The organism is Pseudoxanthomonas sp. SORGH_AS_0997, assembly GCF_031453535.1.
Classification (GTDB): Bacteria; Pseudomonadota; Gammaproteobacteria; order Xanthomonadales; family Xanthomonadaceae; genus Pseudoxanthomonas_A; species Pseudoxanthomonas_A winnipegensis.
Map to the genome: position 1 here is coordinate 4,258,285 of NZ_JAVIZI010000001.1, position 20,122 is coordinate 4,278,406.

Below are 20,122 nucleotides of genomic sequence, written 5' to 3' on the forward strand. Positions count from 1 at the left end.
GGGCGGGTCATGCGGCTAGCGTGAGCGTCGCTTAATTCCTGGATCTCGCCTCGATCACCAGTTCTTCTTGCCCACTTCTGGCAAAGCTCTTAGCTTCGCCCGAATCCCGAATCCCGAATCCCGAATCCCGAATCCCGAATCCCGAATCCCGAATCCCGAATCCCGGCCTCCTCACCCCACCGCCCCCACCAGCCTCAACCGCTTGTCCTCCGGCACTTCCGAATAAGCCAGCACCGACAGCGAAGGCACGCTGTGGCGGACCAGGCGGGCGATGGCGGCGCGGACGTTGCCGGGCACCAGCAGCACGGCCGGTTCGCCCTTGCTTTCCTGCTGGGTCACGCACTGGCTCAGGTTCTGGTGGATGCGCTCGGCCAGGCCGGGTTCCAGGGCGCCGCCCTGGCCGCTGACCGAGTCCTGCATCACCCGCTCCAGCTGCGGGGCCAGGGTGAACACCGGCAGTTCGTCGGCCATGCCGTTGAGTTCCTGCACGATGAAGCGGCCCAGCGCCACGCGCACCGCGGCGGTCAGCTGGGCCGGATCCTGGGTGTGGACGGCGTGCTCGAGCAGGGTCTCGACGATCTGGCGAATCTGGCGCAGCGGCACCTTGTCGGCCAGCAGCGACTGCAGCACCTTGGCCACCACCGACAGCGGCAGCAGCTTGGGCGTGAGGTCCTCGACCAGCTTGGCGTTGCCGCCGCGGCCCAGCGTGGCCAGCAGCTGCTGCACCTCTTCCAGGCCCAGCAGTTCGGCGGCACGCTCGCGGATCAGGTGCGACAGGTGCGTGGCCACCACGGTGGCCGCGTCGACCACGGTATAGCCCAGCGATTCGGCGTGCGCGCGCTGGGCGGGCAGGATCCAGGTCGAATCCAGGCCGAAGGCCGGGTCCTTGCCGGGGATGCCGTCCAGCGCGCCGAACACGCGGCCCGGGTCCAGCGCCAGCTCGCGGTCGGGATGGATGTCGCCGGTGGCCAGCGGCACGCCGTGGACCAGCACGCGGTACTGGCCCGGGGCCAGCTCCAGGTTGTCGCGCACGTGCACGGCGGGAATCAGAAAACCAAGGTCCTGGGTCAGCTTGCGGCGCACGCCCTTCAGGCGCGCCAGCAGTTCGCCGCCCTGGTTCTTGTCCACCAGCGCGATCAGCTTGTAGCCCACTTCCAGGGCCAGCGGCTCGACCGGGCGGATCTCGTCCCAGCTCAGCTCGGCATTGCCGGCCGGCGTGCTGGCGGCCGCCGCCGCGGCCGCGGCGTCTTCCTGCGGCGCGGCCAGGCGCCGCTTGTGCAGCTGCCAGGCCGCATAGCCCAGCACCGCCGCCAGGATCAGGAAAGGCACGTTGGGCATGCCCGGGATGATGCCGATCAGGCCCAACAGCAGCGCGGCGATGGTCAGCGCGCGCTGATGGCCGAAGACCTGCTTGGACACCGTGGCGCCCATGTCCTGCTCGCCGGTGGAGCGGGTCACCAGCATCGCCACGGCGGTGGCGATCAGCAGCGCCGGCAGCTGGGCGACCAAGCCGTCGCCGATGGCCAGCAGCGTGTAGGTGCGCAGCGCGTCGGCGAAGGACATGTCGTGCTGGAGCACGCCGATCAGCAGGCCGCCGACGATGTTGATCGCCAGGATCAGGATGCCGGCGATGGCGTCGCCGCGCACGAACTTGCTGGCGCCGTCCATCGAGCCGTAGAAGTCGGCCTCCTCGCGCACTTCCTGGCGGCGGGCCTTGGCCTCCTCGCGGGTCAGCAGGCCGGCGTTGAGGTCGGCGTCGATGGCCATCTGCTTGCCGGGCAGGGCGTCGAGGATGAAGCGCGCCGACACCTCGGAGATGCGCCCGGCGCCCTTGGTCACCACCACGAAGTTGACGATGGTCAGGATCGCGAACACCACGATGCCCACCGCGAAGCTGCCGCCGATCACGAACTGGCCGAAGGACTCGATCACATGGCCGGCCGCGCCGGGGCCCTTGTGGCCGTGCAGCAGGACCACGCGGGTGGAGGCGACGTTCAGCGCCAGGCGCAGCAGGGTGACCAGCAGCAGCACGCTGGGGAAGATCGAGAACTCCAGCGGGCGGCGCACGTAGACCACCGCCAGCAGCACCACCAGCGACAGGGCGATGTTGATGGTGAACAGCCCGTCCAGCACGAACGGCGCCAGCGGCACGATGATCATGGCCAGCATGGCCACCACCACCAGCGGCGCGGCCGCGCCCGAGCGCACCGCGCCCATCAGCCCATCGACGGAGAACCGACCTTGCTGCGCACTCACGGTGACGGTTCCTTGGCGATGGCGCCGACGGCGTGGGGGTCGTAATCCACCGCGCCCTCGGGGCCGGCGTCGAGCGGCGCCAGCGCCGGCATCGGGCCACGGCCCGGCGCCCAGGCGCGCAGCTGGTAGACGTAAGACAGCACTTGGGCAACGGCGGCGTAGAGCTTCACCGGGATTTCCTGATCGACCTGGGCCTGTCTGTACAAGGCGCGTGCCAGCGGCGGCGCCTCGACCACGGCGATGCGGTGGGCCTGGGCCAGTTCGCGGATGGCCAGGGCGGTCTCGTCCACGCCCTTGGCCACCACCACCGGCGCGCGCATGCCGGCGTCGGCCTTGTACTTGAGCGCCACCGCATAGTGGGTGGGGTTCATCAGGATCACATCGGCGGTGGGCACCGCCTCCATCATCCGGCGCTTGGACATCTGCATGGCGACCTGGCGCACGCGCGCCTTGACCTCCTGGTTGCCCTCGGCCTCCTTGAACTCGTCCTTGATCTCCTGCTTGGTCATCTTCAGCCGCGCGCGGTGCTGGTAGTGCTGCCAGGGCACGTCCAGCAGGGCCAGTGCGCCCAGCGCGCCGATCATCGCCAGCAAAGTGGACATGGCCATCTGCACGCCGCCGGCCACCGACTGCTCCAGCGAGGCCTGCGGCATGCCCAGCAGCGCCTTGAAGGCGCGATAGACCATCCAGGTGCCGATGCCGCCGATCAGGCCCACGCGCAGCAGCGAGCGCAGCAGTTCGGCCAGGCTCTCCTTGCCCCACATGCGGCCGAGGCCGGTCATCGGGTTGAGCCGGCTGAAATCCGGCTTGAGCGCCTGGCTGGTGAAACGCAGGCTGCCCATGATCGCCGGCGCGATCAGGCAGGCGGCCAGCGCGGCGGCCAGCAGCGGCAGCATCGGCTTGAACAGCGCCACGGCCAGCGAGGCGGGCGTGCGGCAGCAGGCGCTCGGGCGCGTCGAGCATGGCCCGGTCCAGCTGCAGCGCGCCGCGCATCCAGTCGCGGCTGACCGCGCCGATGTGGCCGGCGCTGGCTTTGAGCGCGATGACCGCACAGCCCAGCACCGCCACGTTGGCCAGCTCGCGCGAGCGCGGCACGTTGCCCTTCTCGCGGGCCTCGCGCAGGCGTTTTTCGGTGGGTAACTCGGTGCGGTCTTCCTGGTCTTCGCTCATCGTCCTGCGCTCCTGGTCAGCCCGTGATCGCGCGGGCGGCGGCGAAGGCCTGGTCGAACAGCGCCTGCACCGGGGCCTGCAGCTGGCGTGCCAGCAGCATCAGCAGCACAAGGCCGACCAGCAGCGAGACCGGCAGGCCGATCTGCATAGGGTTGAGCTGCTGGGCGGCGCGCGAGAGCACGCCGAAGGCGATGTTCACCGCCAGCAGCGCCATGATCACCGGCAGCGCCAGCAGCACCCCCGCGCGCAGCGCGGCGCCGAAGAAGTCCGGCACCGCCGACAGCACCGCATGCGGATCGGGCAGGGCCGCGCCGATGGGCAGGCTGGCATAGCTGCCGGCCAGCAGGTTGATCAGCGCCAGGTGCCCGTCGAAGCTGAAGAACAGCAGCGAGAACACCAGGAAGAACCACTGCGAGAGCACCGGCGAGGACGCGCCGGACAGCGGGTCGGCCATGGTCGCGAACGACAGGCCCATGCCCTGGGACACCAGTTCGCCGGCCAGCTGCCCGGCCTCGAAGGCCAGGCGCAGCACCAGGCCGATGGCGAGGCCCAGGGTGAACTCGCGCAGCACGCCCAGCACCGTGGCCGAGTCGATCGCCAGCGGCGGCGCGGCGGGCAGCACCGTGGACAGCGTGGCCGACAGCGCCACCACCAGGATCAGGCGCACCCGCGCCGGCAGCGTGCGCCCGCCGATCACCGGCAGCACCTGGAACGCCGCGCCGATGCGCAGCCCATGCCACAGCACCGTGGCCAGCAGGCCGAACAGGTCCACGCCGGTGGACGTGGTCAGAGTGACGGCATCCATCGTCGCGCGCCTTGAGGCTTCAGCCGATCAGCTGCGGGATGCGGTGGAACAGGTCGATGGTGAAGGCGGTCAGGCGCCCCAGCAGGAAGTTGCCGGCGATCGCCAGCGTGGCCACCAGCGCCAGCGCCTTGACCACGAAGGCGATGGTGGCCTCGTTGATCTGCGTGGCCGCCTGCACGATGCCCACCACCACGCCGACCACCAGCACCATCAACAGCGGCGGCGCGCCCAGGACCAGGGCGATTTCCAGGCCACGGGAGATTTCGGTGAGGGCGGTTTCGGGGGTCATGGCCGTATCGGGCGAAGCGCGTCGGGCGCCGGGTTTCCGGCGAATGCCGGCAAGGCTGCAAGGCGCGTGCCTGGAAAGCAGGAGCAAAAGCTCACCCCTCCCCAGCCCTCCCCTTCGCTTCGCGAAAGGGAGTGGGCAAAAAGCACGGCCGTGCGGATTTGGGCTGAACTCATGACTTGCCCCCTCCCTTTGGCCGTAGGCCAAGGGGAGGGCTGGGGAGGGGTGAGCTTTTCCGCTTTTTCGCTTTTCCTACGTCGCATTCTGTAGCGACCACCCAAGGAGCTCAGGCATGGATGCCCTGCGCCACCGCGCACGCCAGCTGCGCAACGCGCCGACCGACGCCGAACACCGACTCTGGCAACGCTTGCGCGGCGGGCGACTGGCCGGAGTGAAGTTCAGGCGCCAGATGCCGATCGCCGGCTACATCGCCGATTTCGCGGCACCAGCGATGGGGCTGATCATCGAACTCGACGGCGGGCAGCACGCCCAACAGCTCCAGGCCGATGCGGCGAAGACGCGGGCGCTCAATGCGGCGGGCTATCGCGTGCTGCGCTACTGGAACGACGACGTGCTGCAGCGGACCGACGCGGTGCTGGAGGACATCCTGCGGGCGCTGGGGTTGGAGGGCTGATGCGGGTGGCAACAGCAACTGCAACGGCAACGGCAACGGCGTAACCCCTCCCCAGCCCTCCCCTTCGCTTCGCGAAAGGGAGGGGGCGGGTCATGGGGACGGCAACAGAGTCGCTTGATATTGCTGTCGCGGAGATAGTGCTTGGCCCTGCTTTTGCCCCCTCCCTTTGGCCGCAGGCCAAGGGGAGGGATGGGGAGGGGTGGCTCTTCGCGGGGACCTGTCAGAAGAGCCGGAGCTCGAACTCCAGAACGAAGGCGAGCTGGAGGCCAATGGCCCTAAACAGTCACATGGATCGCAGCGCGCGAGCCAACAGGCCCCATCAAAACGGATTGAAGCTGGACGCCAGCGACCCCACCACCAGCACCCAGCCGTCGACCAGCACGAACAGCAGGATCTTGAACGGGGCGGAGATCAGCATCGGCGAGAGCATCATCATGCCCATCGACATCAGCACGCTGGCCACCACCAGGTCGATGATCACGAACGGGATGTAGATCAGGAAGGCGATCTCGAACGCGGTCTTCAGCTCGCTGGTCAGGAACGACGCGGCCAGCACGCCGAACGGCACGTCCTGCGGGTTGGCGTACGGCCCGGTATGCGAGAGGTTGGCGAAGGTCATCAGGTCGTTCTGCCGCACCTGGGCCAGCATGAAGCCGCGGAACGGCTCGATCGCCGCGCTCCAGGCGGACTTGAAGTCCATCGTCTTGTCCAGGTACGGCGCGATGCCGTGGGTCCAGGACGCGTCGAACACCGGCGTCATGATCATGAAGGTCAGAAACAGCGCCAGCGCCAGCAGCACCTGATTGGACGGCGTCTGACCGGTGCCCAGCGCCTGGCGCAGCAGGCCCAGCACGATGATCACGCGAGTGAAGGCGGTCATGCCCAGCAGCGCCGCCGGCAGCAGTGTGATGCTGGTCATCAGCAGCAGCACCTGCAGCGGCATGCTGACCTTCTCGCCGCCGACCTGGCCGACGTTGACCTGGGGCAGCGGCTGGCCGGCCAGGTCGGTAACGCTGGGCAGGTTGTTCTGCGGCGCGGCGGCAGCCTGCGCCGGTGCGGCCTGCGGGGCGGCCTGCTGGGCCAGGGCGCTGCCGGTCAAGGCCAGGCCAAGGCCGAGCAGCAGCACCGCCAGCAGCGGCATCAGGCGCGAACGCGACAGGCTCATGATTTCTTACCGAAGTGCTGCGCCAGCACCTGGGCGAAGGCAGGCGGCGCTTTGTGTTGGGGGAGCGGCAGCGGGGTGTCGAGCTGGTGCAGCACGCGCGTGCCGCCGGCGCCGGTGCCCAGCACCAGCTGGGTGTCGCCGACCGCCACGACCACCACGCGCTCGCGCGGGCTCAGCGACAGCGAACCGACCACCTTCAGCGCCGGATTGCTGGCGCCGCCGATGCCGGGCATGCGCTTGGCCAGCCAGCCCAGCAGCAGGATCAGGCCGACCACCAGCACCAGGGCGAGCACCGCGCCGCCGATGCTGCCGGCGCCGGTCCCGCTGGCCGGGGCGCCGACCGGCGCGCCGAGCTGGGTGGTGGTGGCCTGCGCGGCCAGGCGGCCCGGCACGGTGAACTGTTTGGCCGGCTGCGCCGTGGACGCGGCTGCGGCCTCGGCCTCGACATTGGTCGGCAGCGCGGCGGCGGACGCCTGATCGGTCGTCGCCGGCGCGGTGGAGGCCGGGACGCTGGTGGCCGCGGCCGGCGCCGTGCTCGTCGGAGCGTGGCCGTCGATCTGCGGACTGGCGGCGGCCGTGGCCGGCAGCGTGTCGGCGGGAGCGACGACCGCGTCCGGCGCCGCCAGCGACGCCGATGCGGACGCCGCCGTGCTCACTTGAGCCTCTTGATGCGTTCGGCCGGGCTGACCACGTCGGTCAGGCGCACGCCGAAGCGGTCGTTGACCACCACCACCTCGCCCTGGGCGATGAGCGTGCCGTTGACGTAGACGTCCATCGGCTCGCCGGCGGCGCGTTCGAGCTCGACCACCGAACCGGCGGTGAGCTGCAGTAGGTTGCGGATCGGGATGCGGGTGCGGCCGACTTCCAGCGACAGCTGCACCGGCACGTCCAGGATGACGTCCAGGTTCAGATCGCCCGCCACGGCGCCGGGTTCGGCGGTGAGGGAATCGAAGGCGGCGGGCGCGGCGGGATCGGTGCTCATAGGAGGTCGGACTCGGGGGAATCGTTGGAGGAGGGCACGCGCGGGAACTGCACCTGCGTGACCTTGAAGGCGTTGAAGCCGTTGTGGACGCCGAACTCGCCGGCGAACATCGGCGTGCGCTCGACTTCCAGATGCACGGGGCGTGCCAGCTCGATGGGGATGATGTCGCCCACGCGCAGGCGCGAGAGATCGCGCAGGCTGATCTGGCGGTGGGCGATGGACAGGCTCAGCTCCAGGTCGGCGTCCTGCAGGCCGGCGCGCAGCGCGCGCGACCAGCCGGCGTCGGCCTCGGCCTTGGGCCGCTTGGTCGAGACCTCCAGCTGTTCGCGCACCGGCTCGAGCATCTTGTAGGGCATGGCCAGGTGCAGATCGCCGCCGCCGCCTTCCAGCGCCACCGAGAAGCGGCTGACCGCGATGTAGTCGCGGCCGTCCATCAGGTCGGCGGTGGCCAGGTTGGGGTCGGGCGGCAGCACCGACAGCGCCACCGGCGCCAGCGGCGTCCAGGCCTCGGCCAGGTCGGCCAGGGTCTGCTTGAGCATCAGCTGGATCACGCGCTGCTCGGTCGGGGTGAACTCGCGGTTGTCGATGCGCGTGGGCAGGCGCCCGGCGCCGCCGAAGAAGTTCTCCACCGTGCTGAAGACCAGGCGCGGTTCGTACACCACCAGCGCGGTGCCCTTGAGCGGGGCCATGTGCACGCGGGTGACGCTGGCCGGCATCGGCAGCGCATTGGCGTATTCGTCGAAGCGCAGCACGTCGGTGCCGCGGTAGGTCAGCTCCGGCGCGCGGCGCAGCAGGTTGAACAGCCCGGTCCTGAAGTTGCGCACGAAGCGCTCGTTGAGCGCGTCCAGCCCGGGCAGGCGGTTGCGGATCGCGCGGCCGGCCTGCTTGAAGTCGTACAGGCGCACCTCGCCGGGCGCGGCGGCCTGGCCGGTGCCGACCGCGCCGCTGTCCACGCCGTGCAGCAGCGCGTCGATCTCGTCCTGGGACAGCAGTTCGTTGCTCATCACTGCACGACCAGGCTGGTGAACAGGACCGCTTCGGGCTTGTTGGGACCGCCTTCGCCAGCCAGGACCTTCTTGACCTCGACCAGGGCGGCCTCCTGCAGGCGCTCCTTGCCGCTGCGCTGGGCCAGGCCGGCGGCGGTCTGCTGGCCGAACAGCAGCAGCAGGCGGTTGCGGATCGCCGGCGCCTGGTCCTGCAGCGCCTTGAGCGTTTCCGGGTCGCGCGTCATCACCTGCACGTCGGCCTGCAGATAGCGCGTGGCGTCGGTATCGGCCAGGTTGACCACGAAGGCCGGGTCCAGCGCGAAGTAGGTCGCGCCGGCCTTGGCCTTGGCGCTCGCGCCGTGTTCGCCCGCCGGCGCGCCTTCCGCCGCGGCGTGGCCGCCGCCGGCGCGCTGCTGGATGAACCAGCCGCCCGCCATGCCGCCGCCGAGCAGCACCACGGCGCCGAGGATCAGGGGCAGCTTGCTCTTCTTCTTGGGCGCATCGGCCGCTGCTGCGGGTTTGGAAGCCACGGGAACCACTCCGGTATCGACGAAAGGGGAGACTGCCCCGCGTGATGCAAGCGGCGTGCCGTGCGTCGGATGCCTGGGTGAGCCTGCGGGGAACGTCCGATGCGCCTTGTTGGCGGCGGAATTCCGTCGCGGCCATGGGTTCGCGCCCAACGATCCGCCGGCGCCGAGGCGCCTTGGCGCCCCCACGAAACGTCTATCGTCGTTCCCGCGAAAGCGGGAACCCATGGACGTTGCTCGGCCTGCGCGGACGTCCCTGGATCCCCGCGTTCGCGGGGATGACGGGCTTTGAACTCATCGCGCGGAGTGGGATTGGCTTTCGGCGAGCAGGTGGCTTCAAGGCGCGCCGCACCTAGCAGCTACCCTCCTTATCGCCACCAGTAGCAAAACCTCCCTACCGTCGTTCCCGCGAAAGCGGGAACCCATGGACGCTGCTCGACCTGCACGGACGTCCATGGATCCCCGCGTTCGCGGGGATGACGGGCTTTGAGTTCATCGCGTGGAGTGGGGATTGGCTTTCGGCGAGCAGATGGCCTCAAGGCCCGCACCGCACCCAGCAGCTAGCCTCTCTATCGTCACCAGTAGCAAAACCTCCCTACCGTCGTTCCCGCAAAAGCGGGAACCCATGGACGTTGCTCGGCCTGCACGGACGTCCTTGGATCCCCGCGTTCGCGGGGATGACGGGCTTTGAATTCATCGCGCGGAGTGGGATTGGCTTTCGGCGAGTAGGTGGCTTCAAGGCGCGCGCCGCACCTAGCAGCTAGCCTCCCTATCGTCACTACTAGCAAAACCTCCCTACCGTCGTTCCCGCGAAAGCGGGAACCCAGTGGCTTTACACGCGAAGGGTCAAGGCGCTGGCCTCCCGTCTCAACGGGAGCCGCGGCTGTCCTCTGCCGGCGCCATGGCGATGAGTGCGCGCAGCGATCAGGCGTACTCGTCGAGCAGGCCCCGGCTACGCACAACCACCGGAGCGACCGAGGCCTGCGCTGTGGCGCGCCCATTGCCGAACGCATCGCTCCCGAAGGACTGCCCCTGCGAGCGCGGCGCGGCGCCCTGATCCTGCTGCTGGCCGGACTGCTGGCGCTGGCCGATGTCGGCGTTGCCCAGCTGCAGGCCCTGCTGGCCGAGCAGGTCGCGCAGGCGCGGCAGGCTGGCTTCCAGGGCCTGGCGCACATCGGCGTTGGCGCTGTGGAAGGCGGCATTGACCTGGGTGCCGTCCAGCTGGATGCGCACGTCGATCGGGCCGGCGTGCTCCGGGTTGAGGCGGATCTCGGCGTGGCCCAGCTTCTGCTCGGCCATCCACGCGATGCGCGTGCCGAAGCTGTCGTCGAAGCCGTCGTCCAGTTGCGCCGGCATGCTCATCGGCGTGGCGGTCACGGCATTGGCGGTGAGCGGGCGATCCAGGCTCGGCGTGCTCTGGACCAGTCCGCCGAAGCTCAGCGCGTCGGACCTGTCGTCCTTGCTGTCCGGCAGCGCGAAGCCGTTGGCGCCCTCGCGCTCCAGCGCGGCGCCGACCGCCAGCTTCAGCGCGTCGGCCGGCGCGGCAGTGGCGGCGGCCTTGGGATCGAGCAGGGCGGCCAGCGCATCGGTCGAGACCAGGCCTGGCGACTGCTGCAGGGCGCCGGCGGCGTTGCCGGCGATCAGCGCGGCGGTCGCGCCCTTGGTGGCGCTCGTGGCACTGCCATCCGCCGTCGGCAGCGTCGCCGCGTCGGTGAGCGGCTGGGCCCGCGCGGTGAACGCGACGCCGGTGGCGAGCGACGGCTGGGCATCGCCGGTGGGCGCAGGAGCGGTCGCAGCCGCGGGCGTGGCAGCGGTGGACGCAGCGTTGGCGCCGACGGCATTGCCGGCGAGCAGCGCCGGATTCACGGCCCTGGCCGCGCCGGTGACGCTGGCGTCCGCCGCCGGCAGCGTGGAGGCGTTGGCCGCCGGCGTGACCGGCGCGGTGATGGCCAGGCTGCCGGCCAGCAAGGCCAGCAGCTGCTGGGGATCGCTCGACGGCACGGGCGCGGCCTGGGCGTCGTCCTTGCTGGTGGCCGTGGAAGTAGTCAGCGGCGCCGCGACGCTGTCTGCGATCTGGGGCGTCAGCGCGGCCTGCATCGACTGCGTGGCATCCGGGATGGCCGCTTCGGGGTCCGCGCCGCGGCGGATCTGGTGCGCGGCGGCCGCGAGCCCGGCGGCGCCGGCATTGGCGGCAGGCAGCGGAAGCGTGGCATTGGCGGGGTTGGGCTGCATGGTGTCGCTCCCGCCGGCGGGCGGCGTGGCGCTGCCCGCCGCCGGCGCGGCGGCGGCGCTGGGGTTGGCGGGCTGCGAAGAGGTGGCATTGGCGGGAGCACTCTGCGCCGCAGCGCCGGCAGCGCCGGCAGCGGCCGCCGGCGTGGCGCTCCCGGTCGCGGCAGTGGCCGCGCTGGCGGCGAAATCGGCATAGCTGCGGCCGTCGCCGGCCGTCGCCGCCGAAGCGGCCGGTGAGGCCGACGCACCCGGCGAGGCCAGGCCCGCGCCGCTCAAGAACGCTGCGCCCCCGGCGATCACGCGCCTTCTCCTTCGGCCTGCAGCGCGGCGGCCCGCGCGGCGACGCCGCGGTTGCCGATCTCGTCCAGCTCGCGCTGGGCCTTGGACTGCTGCACCTGCGCCTCCTGGGCGCGGTAGCTGTCGGCGAGTTTCTCCAGCACCAGGGTCTCGCGGCTGGCCAGCAGCAGGCGCGCGCGTTCGACGTCGGTGACCTGCTGGCTCTGGCTGACGATGCCGGCCTGCTGCACGACCGCGGCATTGAGCCGTTCGCGGAAGGCGACGCGGTTGACCAGCAGCGCCGGCGACATGGTGGCGTTGGCCGGCGAGGCGGCGTACTCCTCGGCGTAGCGGCGCAGCGCGTCCAGGCGCTCCTGCTGTTCGTGCACGACGCGCTCGCGCTCGGCCACCGCGCGGGCGGCGTCGTCCTGGCGCTGCTGGGTCACCTTGATCAGCGGTTCGAGGCGTTGTGAGCGCATGGGGGCGTTCTCTTGCGTGGATTGCGAGGGGGGAGCAGCGGTTACTGCTTGAGCGGGAAAGGCTGGCCGGGCGTGTCGTCCAGCAGGCGATGCAGCGACTGGCGGCTGGCCTGCACGTCGGAGGCTTCGCGCACGTCCTGGCCGAGGAAGTTCTGGATCGCCGGCCAGCGCGCCATCGCCTCGTCGACGTTGGGATCGCTGCCGCGCTGGTAGGCGCCGATGGCGATCAGGTCGCGCTGCGCCGAGTAGGCGGCCATCAGGCGCTTGAGCTTGCGGATGTGCTCGCGCCACGGCGCGTCGGTGATGTCCTGCATCACGCGGCTGACCGACTGCTCGATGTCGATGGCCGGGTACTGGCCGGCGTCGGCGATGCGGCGGGTCAGCACGATGTGGCCGTCCAGGATCGCGCGCGAGGCGTCGGCGATCGGCTCCTGCTGGTCGTCGCCCTCGGTCAGCACGGTGTAGAAGGCGGTGATCGAGCCGCGCCCGTCGGCGCCCATGCCGGCGCGCTCGACCAGCGCCGGCAGCTTGGCGAACACGCTGGGCGGATAGCCGCGCGTGGTCGGAGGCTCGCCGACCGACAGGCCGATCTCGCGCTGGGCCTGGGCGAAGCGGGTCAGCGAATCCATCAGCAGCAGCACGTGCAGGCCCTGATCGCGATACCACTCGGCGATCGCGGTGGCGCGCAGCGCGCCGTGCAGGCGCGCCAGCGGCGGCCGGTCGGCCGGCGCGGCGACCACGACCGCGCGACGCAGGCCTTCCTCGCCGAGGGTGGCCTCGACGAAATCGCGCACTTCGCGGCCGCGTTCGCCGATCAGGCCCACGACGATGACATCGGCCGAGGTGTAGCGGGTCATCATGCCCAGCAGCGTCGACTTGCCCACGCCCGAGCCGGCGAACAGGCCCACGCGCTGGCCGCGGCCGATGGGCAGCATGGCGTTGATGGCGCGCACGCCGACATCGAGCGATTCGACGATGGGCTGGCGCGAGAGCGGATTGATCGGCACGCCGGCCAGGGCGACATAGCCTTCGGCGCGGATCGGGCCCTTGCCGTCCAGCGGCGCGCCGTCGTTGTCGATGACCCGGCCCAGCAGGCCTTCGCCCACCGCGACCTCGCCCTTGGTGCGGGTGGCGATGACGCGCGCATTGGGCAGCAGGCCCTGCAGGTCGCCGGTCGGCATCAGGAAGGTGCGCTCGCCGGAGAAGCCGACCACCTCGGCATCCACCCAGCGCCCGCCGGAGGTGGCCACGCGGCAGCGCGAGCCCATTGGCGCGCTGCAGCCGGAGGCTTCCAGGGTCAGGCCCACCGCGCGGCGCAGCACGCCCTCGCGCACCAGACCCATCGATTCGTTGGCCGGATCGGCCTGGCGCAGTCGCTGCGCCAGGCGCAGATTGCGGGTGCCTTGCAGGCCATCGGTCACGGCGTCGTGGGGCAGGGCGTTCATGGCGCGGGCGCATGTCCTTCGCCGGAAGCCAGGGTGGCCTCCAGCACCGACTGCAGCCGTGCATGAAGCGTGCCGTCGATGCGCACGCCCTCGCTGTTGAGGCGCAGCTCGCCGCGGCCCAGGCCGGCGTCGGCGGTCAGGCGCACGCCGCTCAGGCCCGCCAGATGCGGGGCCAGCACGCCGAAGTCGTCCGGGTGCAGGCGCAGTTCCAGTTCGCGGCTGCCGCTGCCGACCGCGTCGATCGCCTCGCGCACCAGGTCGGCCAGCAGGCTGGGATCGGCGGCATAGGCGCGGCCGACCAGCACGCCGGCGATGCGCGTGGCCAGGTCGGCCAGCGCGTCGGCCACCTCGCCATCCAGGCGCGCCAGCGGCCGGGTGAAGCCGTCCAGCACGGCCTGGATCTGTTCGATGCGGCGCTGGATCTCGGCCTGGCCCGCGGCCAGTCCCGCCGCGTAGCCGGCGGCGTGGCCTTCGGCCTGGGCGTCGCTGCGGATCTGATCGATCTGCGCGGCGGTCGGCGGCTTGGGCAGTTCGGGCGCGTCGCGGCGCGGGCCCAGGCCCGGGGCGGTCCAGCGCACCGCGTCGGCGGCCGGGGCGAAGGCGTCGATCACACCAGCGCCTCGCTGCGGGTGCTGATGGAGATGTCACCGGCCTCGGCCATCTTGCGCACCTGGTCCAGGATGTCCTTCTGCGCGGCCTCCACTTCGGCCAGGCGCACCGGGCCGCGGGCCTCCATGTCGTCGAGCAGGATCTCGGCGGCGCGCTGGGACATGTTCTTGGTGATCTTCTCGCGCACGCGCACATCGGCGCCGCGCATGGCCAGGGCCAGCTTGTCGGTGGAGACCTCGCGCAGGATCGCCTGCATGGTGCGGTCGTCCAGATTGGCCAGGTTGTCGAACACGAACATCAGGTCGCGGATCTCGGTGCCCAGCCCGTCGTCGACCGCGGCGATGGCCTTGAGCAGGGACTCGTCCTGGCCGGCCTCGACGAAGTTGAGGATGTTGGCCGCCACCTTGGCCCCGCCGATGGCCGAGGGCTTGCCCTGGCTGCCGCTGAACTGGCGCGCCATGACATCGTTGAGTTCGGCCAGCGCATGCGGCGGGATGCCGTCCAGCGTGGCGATGCGCACCAGCAGATCGCCGTGCAGCTCGGCCGGGATGTGCTTGAGCACCTCGGCGGCCTGGTCGCCTTCCAGATGCGCCATGACGATGGCGATGATCTGCGGGTGCTCGTTGCGCACCAGCTGGGCGATGGCCTTGGGCTCCATCCACTTCAGCGCTTCCAGGCCCGGCGTGTTGCGCCCGGACAGGATGCGGTCGATCAGGCCGCTGGCGCGCTCCTCGCCCAGGGCCTGCATCAGCACCGCGCGCACGTACTCGTCGGCGCCGTCGCCGATCTTGGCCGGCTGCTCCAGGGTGTCGACGAACCGGGCGATCACCTGCTGTACCAGCGAGTGCGGGATGTCGCCGACGCTGGCCATGGCCACGCCGAGCTTCTGCACTTCCTTGGCCTCCATGTGCTTGAGCACCTCGGCGGCCTGGGCCTCGCCCAGCGACAGCAGCACCACGGCCGCGCGCTGGGTGCCGGTCAGCGGCGCATCCTGATCAGCCATCGGAGTTCACCATCTCGCGCACGACCTGGGCCACGCGCTTGGGATCGGTGCTGGCCACCTCGCGTGCGGTCTGCAGCTTCTGCTCGAAGCCCGGCCCCGGCGGCAGCACCGGCTTGGGCGAATAGGCCGGCGAGAGCTTCACCGGCACCTCGTCGTCGTCGACCATCTCGGCGGTGACGGTGGGCATGACCTGGCCGCCGACGCCGGCGGGCACCAGCGCATTGCCGACGGCCACGCGCGGGGACAGCATCGCGCGGAAGGCCGGGCGCAGCACGAAGAAGATCAGCCCCAGCACCGCCAGCCCGCCCAGCACCATGCGCGCGATGTTGAGCGCACGCGGGTCCTGCCACAGCGGCAGCGCGTCCTGCGGCGTCTCCACCGCGGCCGGGGCGAACGGGGCGTTGACCACCGAGACCACGTCGCCGCGCTGTTGGTCGTAGCCGATGGCCTGCTGCACCAGGGTCTCGATGCGCTTGAGTTCGCCGTCGTTGAGCGCGCGGGTGGCGGCCGGCTTGCCGGCGCTGGCGCTGCCGGCCGGCACGTTATCCACCAGCACCGCGGCGGTGACGCGGCGGATGCGCGGGGTCGCCTGCCGGGTGTGGGTCAGGGTTCGGTCGATCTCGTAGTTGCGCACCGTGCTGCGCGAGCCCTGGTTGTTGCCGGCGTTGGCATTGGCCTGCTGCGGCGCGGCGCCGTTGGCCGGGTTGGCGCCGTTGGCGGGCGCGGCCGTGTTGTTGGCGTTGGGCGTGTTGCTGGCGCTGCCCGGCACGCCCTGCGCGTTGGCGTTGGAGGCCGACAGGTTGCCCGACTCGCTCAGCTGCTCGCTGCGCACGATCGCCGGCTGCGGGCCGTAGGTCTCGCTGGCCTGCTCGGTCTGGGCGAAGTCCATGTCCACGCTGACCTTGGCGCTGACCCGGCCCGGGCCGGTCATCGGCGCCAGCAGTTCCTCGATGCGCTGGACGTAGAGGGCTTCCTGGCGACGCTGCTGTTCGAACTGCTTGGCGTTGACCGCCTCGGCGCTGTCCGGATCGTCCTGCGAGAGCAGGCGGCCGAACTGGTCGACCACGGTCACGTGCTCGGGCGACAGGTCGGGCACCGACGAGGCGACCAGGCGCTCGATCGCGTCGATCTGGTTCTGCTCCAGGGTCTGCCCGGCGCCCAGCTGCAGCACCACCGAGGCGCTGGCCGGCTCGTTCTGGCGGGTGAAGGCCGAGGGCTTGGGCATGGCCAGGTGCACGCGCGCCTCGCGCACGGGGCGCAGCTGGGCGATGGTGCGGGCCAGCTCGATCTCCATGGCGTGCTGATAGCGCGCGTTCTCGACGAACTGGCTGGTGCCGAAGCCCTGGTCGCCCTGCAGCGACTCGAACCCGGCCGGACCGCTGCTGGTGATGCCGGCGCTGGCCATGGTCATGCGCGCCGCGCCGGCCTGGTCGGCTGGCACGGTCAGCGCGCCGGTGGCCGCGTCGAGCTTGAACGGGATCTGCGCGCCGCGCAGCGCCTCGGAGGCCTGCGCGGTGGACTTGGCGTCCAGCCCGGCCTGCACGGCCACGTAGTCCGGCTTCTGCGTCCAGAAGAACAGCCACAGCCCCAGCGCGATGGCCGCCGCGGCCAGGATGAACACCGCCAGCTGGCGGACCACCGGGATGTCCTGGAAGCGACCGAGGTCGCGCAGCGCATTGGCGGCTTTGGGAAGGGCGGTGGCGCTCATGGGTGTCTGGGGCCGCAGGTCAGGAGTCGAAGGTCAGAGGATCAGGAGGCGCGGATCGCCGGTCAGGCGGGGAAAGCGAATGCGGTCTTGCACGAAGCGAGCGCCGGGTGCGCAGGCGCTACACCGGCATGTTCATCACGTCCTGGTAGGCCTGGACCAGGCGGTTGCGGACTTCGACCGTGGCGCGGAAGGCGACCTGCGACTGCTGCATGGCCACCATCGTGCGGGCCAGGTCGGCGCGCGGATCGCCCAGTTCGAAGGCGGTCTGCATGGCGCTGGCGTTGGCCTGGGTCGCGCTGACGTTGTCGATGGCCTGGGACAGCAGCTGGCCGAAGCCGCCGGTGCCGGCCGGGTTGACCGCGTTGCTTCCCGCCACGCCGCCGACGTTGCCCAGGCCGTTCACGTCGATGGCGTTGCCGACGCCTTCGCGCGTGCGCAGCTCGTGCGCGCGGATCTGGGACAGGATCGAGGAGATGGCGTCGGTCATGGCCGTGTTGCCGTTGGGTGCTTGACGGGATCAGGCAAGACGCGTGCCATCCCCCAAGTCAGAAACCCGCCGCCACTGCGACGCCTTCGGCTTCGCGGTCGATGCCGTACTTGCGCAGCTTCTCCACCAGCGTGGTGCGGCGCAGGCCGAGCAGCGGTGCGGCATGGGCGACCACGCCACCGGTCTGCGCCAGCGCGGCGCGGATCAGGTCCAGCTCGATGCTGGCCATGTGGTGGCGCAGGTCGATGCCCGCGGCCGGCAGCACGGCCTCGCCGGCCGGCGCGGCAGGCGCCGGCATCGCCACCGCGGCAGCGGGAGCGGCGGCCTTGGCCACCGGCGTGGCGTTGACCAGCGCCGCCACCGCGCTCTGCGGCTGGGCGATCCGCTGCAGCGCCGGTGCGTCTTCCAGGCCTTCGCCCGGCGCGGCGCTGCGATAGCGCGCCGGCAGATCGGCCGCGCGCACGGTGCCGGCCGGATGCAGCACCGACAGGCGCTCGATCAGGTTGGACAGCTCGCGCACGTTGCCGGGCCAGCGATGCCGGGCGAGCGTGGCGATGGCCTCGTCGGACAGGGTCACATGGCCGCGGCCGTTGTCGCGCAGCTGGCGGGTGATGGCGTCGACCAACTCGGGCAGGTCCTCGATGCGCTCGCGCAGCGCCGGCATCTCGATGGGGAACACGTTGAGGCGGTAGAACAGGTCCTCGCGGAACTGGCCGGTGCCGATGCGCGCTTCCAGGTCGCGGTGGGTGGCGGCGATCACGCGCACGTCGCACTTGATGGTGGCCGTGCCGCCGACGCGCTCGAAGCAGCGCTCCTGCAGCACGCGCAGCAGCTTGACCTGCATCGGCAGGGACATGTCGCCGATCTCGTCCAGCAGCAGCGTGCCGCCCTCGGCCATCTCGAAGCGGCCCTTGCGCTGGGTCAGCGCGCCGGTGAAGGAGCCCTTCTCGTGACCGAACAGCTCGCTCTCCAGCAGGTCGGCCGGGATCGCGCCGCAGTTGACCGCCACGAACGCACTGTCGCGGCGCGAGGAGCGATCGTGCAGGGCGCGCGCGGCCACTTCCTTGCCGGTGCCCGACTCGCCCAGGATCAGCACGGTGGTGTCGTGCGGGGCGACCTGGTCGATCATGCGGTTGAGTTCGATCGCCGCCGCGCTGCGCCCGGTCGGGCCGGACTGGGCGCGGCCGACGCGGGCCTCCGCCTCGGCGTGCTTGACCGCGGCCTTGGACAGCGCGTCCTGCAGCTGGGTGCGGCGCACCGGGAAGTCCAGCGGCCACACCGTCTGCCGATGCAGCGGCGCGCGCCAGGCCGCGTCCGGCGCGTGGCCGGGCAGCTCCAGCACAGGCGGGTGCAGCGGCTGGGTCGACAGCCAGCTGGTGAAGGTGACCAGCGCGGACGCCTCGACGTCGCCGACGATCACCGCCATCCAGTCGTTGGGACGCGCGCGGCCCAGGTCCAGGTCGGCGACCTCGGCGACGATGCGCGGGGTGTAGTCCATGAATTCCAGCAGCGTGGCCACGCGCTCGGCGCGGTCCATGTCCTGGTCGATGACGAGAATGCGGGCGGTGTTCATGTCAGGCGGCAACCGAAATGGAAGGACGGGACAGCTGGCGGGCCTTGGCCGGGCCGATGGCCAGCTGGTCGCGGTACTTGGCCACGGTGCGGCGCGCGATGCGCACGCCCTGGCGGGCCAGCAGGCTGGCGATGACGTCGTCGGCCAGCGGCGCGGTGCGGGGTTCTTCCTCGATCAGGCGCTTGACCATGGCGCGCACGGCGCTGCCGGAGACGTCGGCGCCTTCCAGGCGCACGGCGAACAGGCGCTTGAGTTCGATCGTGCCGCGCGGGGTCTGCATGTACTTGCCGGCGACGATGCGCGAGACGGTGGACTCGTGCACGCCGATGGCGTCGGCCACCTCGCGCAGGGTCAGCGGCAGGATGGCTTCCTCGCCCTGCTCCAGGAATCCGCGCTGGCGCTCGACCAGCAGCTGGGCGGTGCGCAGCAAGGTGTCGTTGCGCATGTTCAGGCCACGCACCAGCCAGCGCGCCTCGTCCAGCAGGCCGCGCAGCACGGCGTTCTCGCCGCCGTTGCCGGCCAGGGCGCGCTCGCAGTGGGCGCTGATGCGCACGCGCGGGGTGGTGTAGCGGCCCAACGCCACGCGCCAGGCGCCGCCGGCGAACCAGGCCACCACGTCGGGCAGGATGTGGCTGTCCTCGGTCGCGGCCGGGGCCTCGACCGGATGGGCGCGCAGCGACAGCACCAGCGCCACCGCGGCGCGCACCTCGTCCAGGCTGGCCTGGGTGGCGGCGGCCAGCGCGGCATCGTCGTGCGCGGCCAGCAGGTCCAGGTGATCGGCCAGGATGCGCGCGGCCAGGGTGCGGGCCGGGCTGTCGGCCAGCGTGCGCAGCTGCGCGCGCAGGCACTCGGCCGGGTCGGTGGCGGCCATGCCGGCCCATTCGCCGTGCAGCAGGCGCTGGCGCACCAGCTGCAGCGCGTCCAGGTCGAAGCGCTGCCCGCCTTCGGCCAGCAGCGCGTCCAGCGGCTGCTCCAGATAGCCGCGGTCGTCGCAGCGGTCCAGCCACCAGGTGGCCATGGCCAGGTCGGCGGCGTCCCAGCTCACCGCCAGCAGGGTCAGCAGGCGCACGCGCATGTCCGACGACTCGCCGGCGGCGATGCGCGCGGTGGCGTCTTCGTCCAGGGTGCCGCCGGCGTTGCCGGACAGGCCGGCCATGAACGCGGGCTCGGGCAGTTCGTCCCACGCGGCCGCTTCCAGCTGGGCTGCGTCATCGGCTTCGAGCGTCTGCGCCTCGGCCTCGGGCTCGTCGGTTTCCAGCAGCGGGTTGCGCTCCAGGGTCTGGGCCAGCTCCAGCTCCAGCTGTTGGCTGGTGAGCTGCAGCAGGCGGATGGACTGGAGCAGTTGCGGCGTCAGGTTGACGCCTTGCGCCATCTTGGCGGTCAGGGTGCCTTTCACGTTGATCTCTCCGTGGCATCCGGCCCAGTGCCGGTGTGTGGAGCTATCGTGGAATTGACGCGCCGACTTCCGAATCGGGGCAAACCCTGTAGGGACTCAGGGTAAT

The 20,122-nt window shown here is 71.2% G+C and carries 18 protein-coding genes and 1 pseudogene; 1 reads left to right on the forward strand and 18 read right to left on the reverse strand.

The genetic code is table 11. The features are described from left to right. Window positions 1-171 precede the first annotated feature (171 nt). From flhA to QE438_RS18605, 4 genes and pseudogenes are all read right to left on the reverse strand, one after another. Window positions 172-2,217: a flagellar biosynthesis protein FlhA gene (flhA, locus tag QE438_RS18590; RefSeq protein WP_306996218.1), complete on the reverse strand. Its 2,046-nt coding sequence runs from the start codon at window positions 2,215-2,217 to the stop codon at window positions 172-174. Window positions 2,218-2,252: 35 nt separating this feature from the next. Continuing rightward, window positions 2,253-3,426: pseudogene (gene flhB / locus QE438_RS18595) on the reverse strand (flagellar biosynthesis protein FlhB). 16 nt (window positions 3,427-3,442) lie between these two features. Further along, on the reverse strand, window positions 3,443-4,231 hold the full coding sequence (gene fliR, locus QE438_RS18600; RefSeq protein ID WP_306993479.1) for a flagellar biosynthetic protein FliR: 789 nt from the start codon (window positions 4,229-4,231) through the stop codon (window positions 3,443-3,445). Between the two features lie 19 nt (window positions 4,232-4,250). Then, window positions 4,251-4,520 carry a flagellar biosynthetic protein FliQ gene (locus tag QE438_RS18605; RefSeq protein ID WP_130515545.1) on the reverse strand — a complete coding sequence of 90 codons (270 nt, stop codon included), beginning with the start codon at window positions 4,518-4,520 and terminating at the stop codon, window positions 4,251-4,253. 289 nt (window positions 4,521-4,809) lie between these two features. On the opposite strand from QE438_RS18605, the gene QE438_RS18610 reads away from it, so the two are divergent. Further along, on the forward strand, window positions 4,810-5,151 hold the full coding sequence (locus QE438_RS18610; RefSeq protein ID WP_306993476.1) for a DUF559 domain-containing protein: 342 nt from the start codon (window positions 4,810-4,812) through the stop codon (window positions 5,149-5,151). A 319-nt stretch (window positions 5,152-5,470) separates the two neighbouring features. Here QE438_RS18610 and fliP read toward each other — a convergent pair whose 3' ends face one another. The 14 genes from fliP to rpoN form a co-directional block, all read right to left on the reverse strand. Further along, window positions 5,471-6,316 (reverse strand): flagellar type III secretion system pore protein FliP, encoded by an 846-nt coding sequence (gene fliP, locus QE438_RS18615; protein WP_306993474.1) that lies wholly within the window; start codon window positions 6,314-6,316, stop codon window positions 5,471-5,473. Further along, a complete protein-coding gene (fliO, locus tag QE438_RS18620) occupies window positions 6,313-6,972 on the reverse strand; it encodes a flagellar biosynthetic protein FliO (protein ID WP_286576639.1) in 660 nt (219 codons plus the stop codon). Before fliO ends, fliP begins: the two co-directional genes overlap by 4 nt. Then, window positions 6,969-7,298, reverse strand: coding sequence for a flagellar motor switch protein FliN (gene fliN, locus QE438_RS18625; protein WP_130515551.1), 330 nt, complete (start codon window positions 7,296-7,298; stop codon window positions 6,969-6,971). Before fliN ends, fliO begins: the two co-directional genes overlap by 4 nt. Continuing rightward, on the reverse strand, window positions 7,295-8,302 hold the full coding sequence (gene fliM / locus QE438_RS18630; RefSeq protein ID WP_306993471.1) for a flagellar motor switch protein FliM: 1,008 nt from the start codon (window positions 8,300-8,302) through the stop codon (window positions 7,295-7,297). Before fliM ends, fliN begins: the two co-directional genes overlap by 4 nt. Then, window positions 8,302-8,814 carry a flagellar basal body-associated FliL family protein gene (locus tag QE438_RS18635; RefSeq protein ID WP_130523213.1) on the reverse strand — a complete coding sequence of 171 codons (513 nt, stop codon included), beginning with the start codon at window positions 8,812-8,814 and terminating at the stop codon, window positions 8,302-8,304. The genes fliM and QE438_RS18635 overlap by 1 nt, the downstream gene beginning before the upstream one ends. A 921-nt stretch (window positions 8,815-9,735) precedes the next feature. Further along, window positions 9,736-11,340 carry a flagellar hook-length control protein FliK gene (locus QE438_RS18640; RefSeq protein ID WP_306993469.1) on the reverse strand — a complete coding sequence of 535 codons (1,605 nt, stop codon included), beginning with the start codon at window positions 11,338-11,340 and terminating at the stop codon, window positions 9,736-9,738. Continuing rightward, on the reverse strand, window positions 11,337-11,795 hold the full coding sequence (fliJ, locus tag QE438_RS18645; protein ID WP_130515559.1) for a flagellar export protein FliJ: 459 nt from the start codon (window positions 11,793-11,795) through the stop codon (window positions 11,337-11,339). Before fliJ ends, QE438_RS18640 begins: the two co-directional genes overlap by 4 nt. Window positions 11,796-11,836: 41 nt before the next feature. After that, window positions 11,837-13,240, reverse strand: a complete 1,404-nt coding sequence (fliI, locus tag QE438_RS18650) for a flagellar protein export ATPase FliI (RefSeq protein ID WP_307184050.1) — start codon at window positions 13,238-13,240, stop codon at window positions 11,837-11,839. Further along, window positions 13,237-13,851 carry a FliH/SctL family protein gene (locus tag QE438_RS18655; RefSeq protein ID WP_130523217.1) on the reverse strand — a complete coding sequence of 205 codons (615 nt, stop codon included), beginning with the start codon at window positions 13,849-13,851 and terminating at the stop codon, window positions 13,237-13,239. The genes fliI and QE438_RS18655 overlap by 4 nt, the downstream gene beginning before the upstream one ends. Beyond that, window positions 13,848-14,831 carry a flagellar motor switch protein FliG gene (fliG, locus tag QE438_RS18660; protein ID WP_165394586.1) on the reverse strand — a complete coding sequence of 328 codons (984 nt, stop codon included), beginning with the start codon at window positions 14,829-14,831 and terminating at the stop codon, window positions 13,848-13,850. Before fliG ends, QE438_RS18655 begins: the two co-directional genes overlap by 4 nt. A gap of 13 nt (window positions 14,832-14,844) precedes the next feature. After that, window positions 14,845-16,560: a flagellar basal-body MS-ring/collar protein FliF gene (gene fliF / locus QE438_RS18665; RefSeq protein WP_130533499.1), complete on the reverse strand. Its 1,716-nt coding sequence runs from the start codon at window positions 16,558-16,560 to the stop codon at window positions 14,845-14,847. Window positions 16,561-16,678: 118 nt separating this feature from the next. Further along, on the reverse strand, window positions 16,679-17,047 hold the full coding sequence (gene fliE / locus QE438_RS18670; protein WP_130515570.1) for a flagellar hook-basal body complex protein FliE: 369 nt from the start codon (window positions 17,045-17,047) through the stop codon (window positions 16,679-16,681). Window positions 17,048-17,105: 58 nt separating this feature from the next. Next, the gene (locus QE438_RS18675; protein ID WP_306993465.1) at window positions 17,106-18,620 is read right to left on the reverse strand and encodes a sigma-54 dependent transcriptional regulator; all 1,515 of its coding nucleotides are present in this window, start codon (window positions 18,618-18,620) and stop codon (window positions 17,106-17,108) included. A 1-nt stretch (window position 18,621) separates the two neighbouring features. Beyond that, a complete protein-coding gene (gene rpoN, locus QE438_RS18680) occupies window positions 18,622-20,016 on the reverse strand; it encodes an RNA polymerase factor sigma-54 (protein ID WP_306993464.1) in 1,395 nt (464 codons plus the stop codon). Between the last annotated feature and the right edge of the window lie 106 nt (window positions 20,017-20,122).

Coding starts and splice junctions, on each gene's coding strand:
- flhA (WP_306996218.1), bottom strand. CDS start 2,217: ATGGGCGCGGTGCGCTCGGGCGCGGCCGCGCCGCTGGTGGTGGTGGCC.
- fliR (WP_306993479.1), bottom strand. CDS start 4,231: ATGGATGCCGTCACTCTGACCACGTCCACCGGCGTGGACCTGTTCGGC.
- QE438_RS18605 (WP_130515545.1), bottom strand. CDS start 4,520: ATGACCCCCGAAACCGCCCTCACCGAAATCTCCCGTGGCCTGGAAATC.
- QE438_RS18610 (WP_306993476.1), top strand. CDS start 4,810: ATGGATGCCCTGCGCCACCGCGCACGCCAGCTGCGCAACGCGCCGACC.
- fliP (WP_306993474.1), bottom strand. CDS start 6,316: ATGAGCCTGTCGCGTTCGCGCCTGATGCCGCTGCTGGCGGTGCTGCTG.
- fliN (WP_130515551.1), bottom strand. CDS start 7,298: ATGAGCACCGATCCCGCCGCGCCCGCCGCCTTCGATTCCCTCACCGCC.
- fliM (WP_306993471.1), bottom strand. CDS start 8,302: ATGAGCAACGAACTGCTGTCCCAGGACGAGATCGACGCGCTGCTGCAC.
- fliJ (WP_130515559.1), bottom strand. CDS start 11,795: ATGCGCTCACAACGCCTCGAACCGCTGATCAAGGTGACCCAGCAGCGC.
- fliI (WP_307184050.1), bottom strand. CDS start 13,240: ATGAACGCCCTGCCCCACGACGCCGTGACCGATGGCCTGCAAGGCACC.
- fliF (WP_130533499.1), bottom strand. CDS start 16,560: ATGAGCGCCACCGCCCTTCCCAAAGCCGCCAATGCGCTGCGCGACCTC.
- fliE (WP_130515570.1), bottom strand. CDS start 17,047: ATGACCGACGCCATCTCCTCGATCCTGTCCCAGATCCGCGCGCACGAG.
- QE438_RS18675 (WP_306993465.1), bottom strand. CDS start 18,620: ATGAACACCGCCCGCATTCTCGTCATCGACCAGGACATGGACCGCGCC.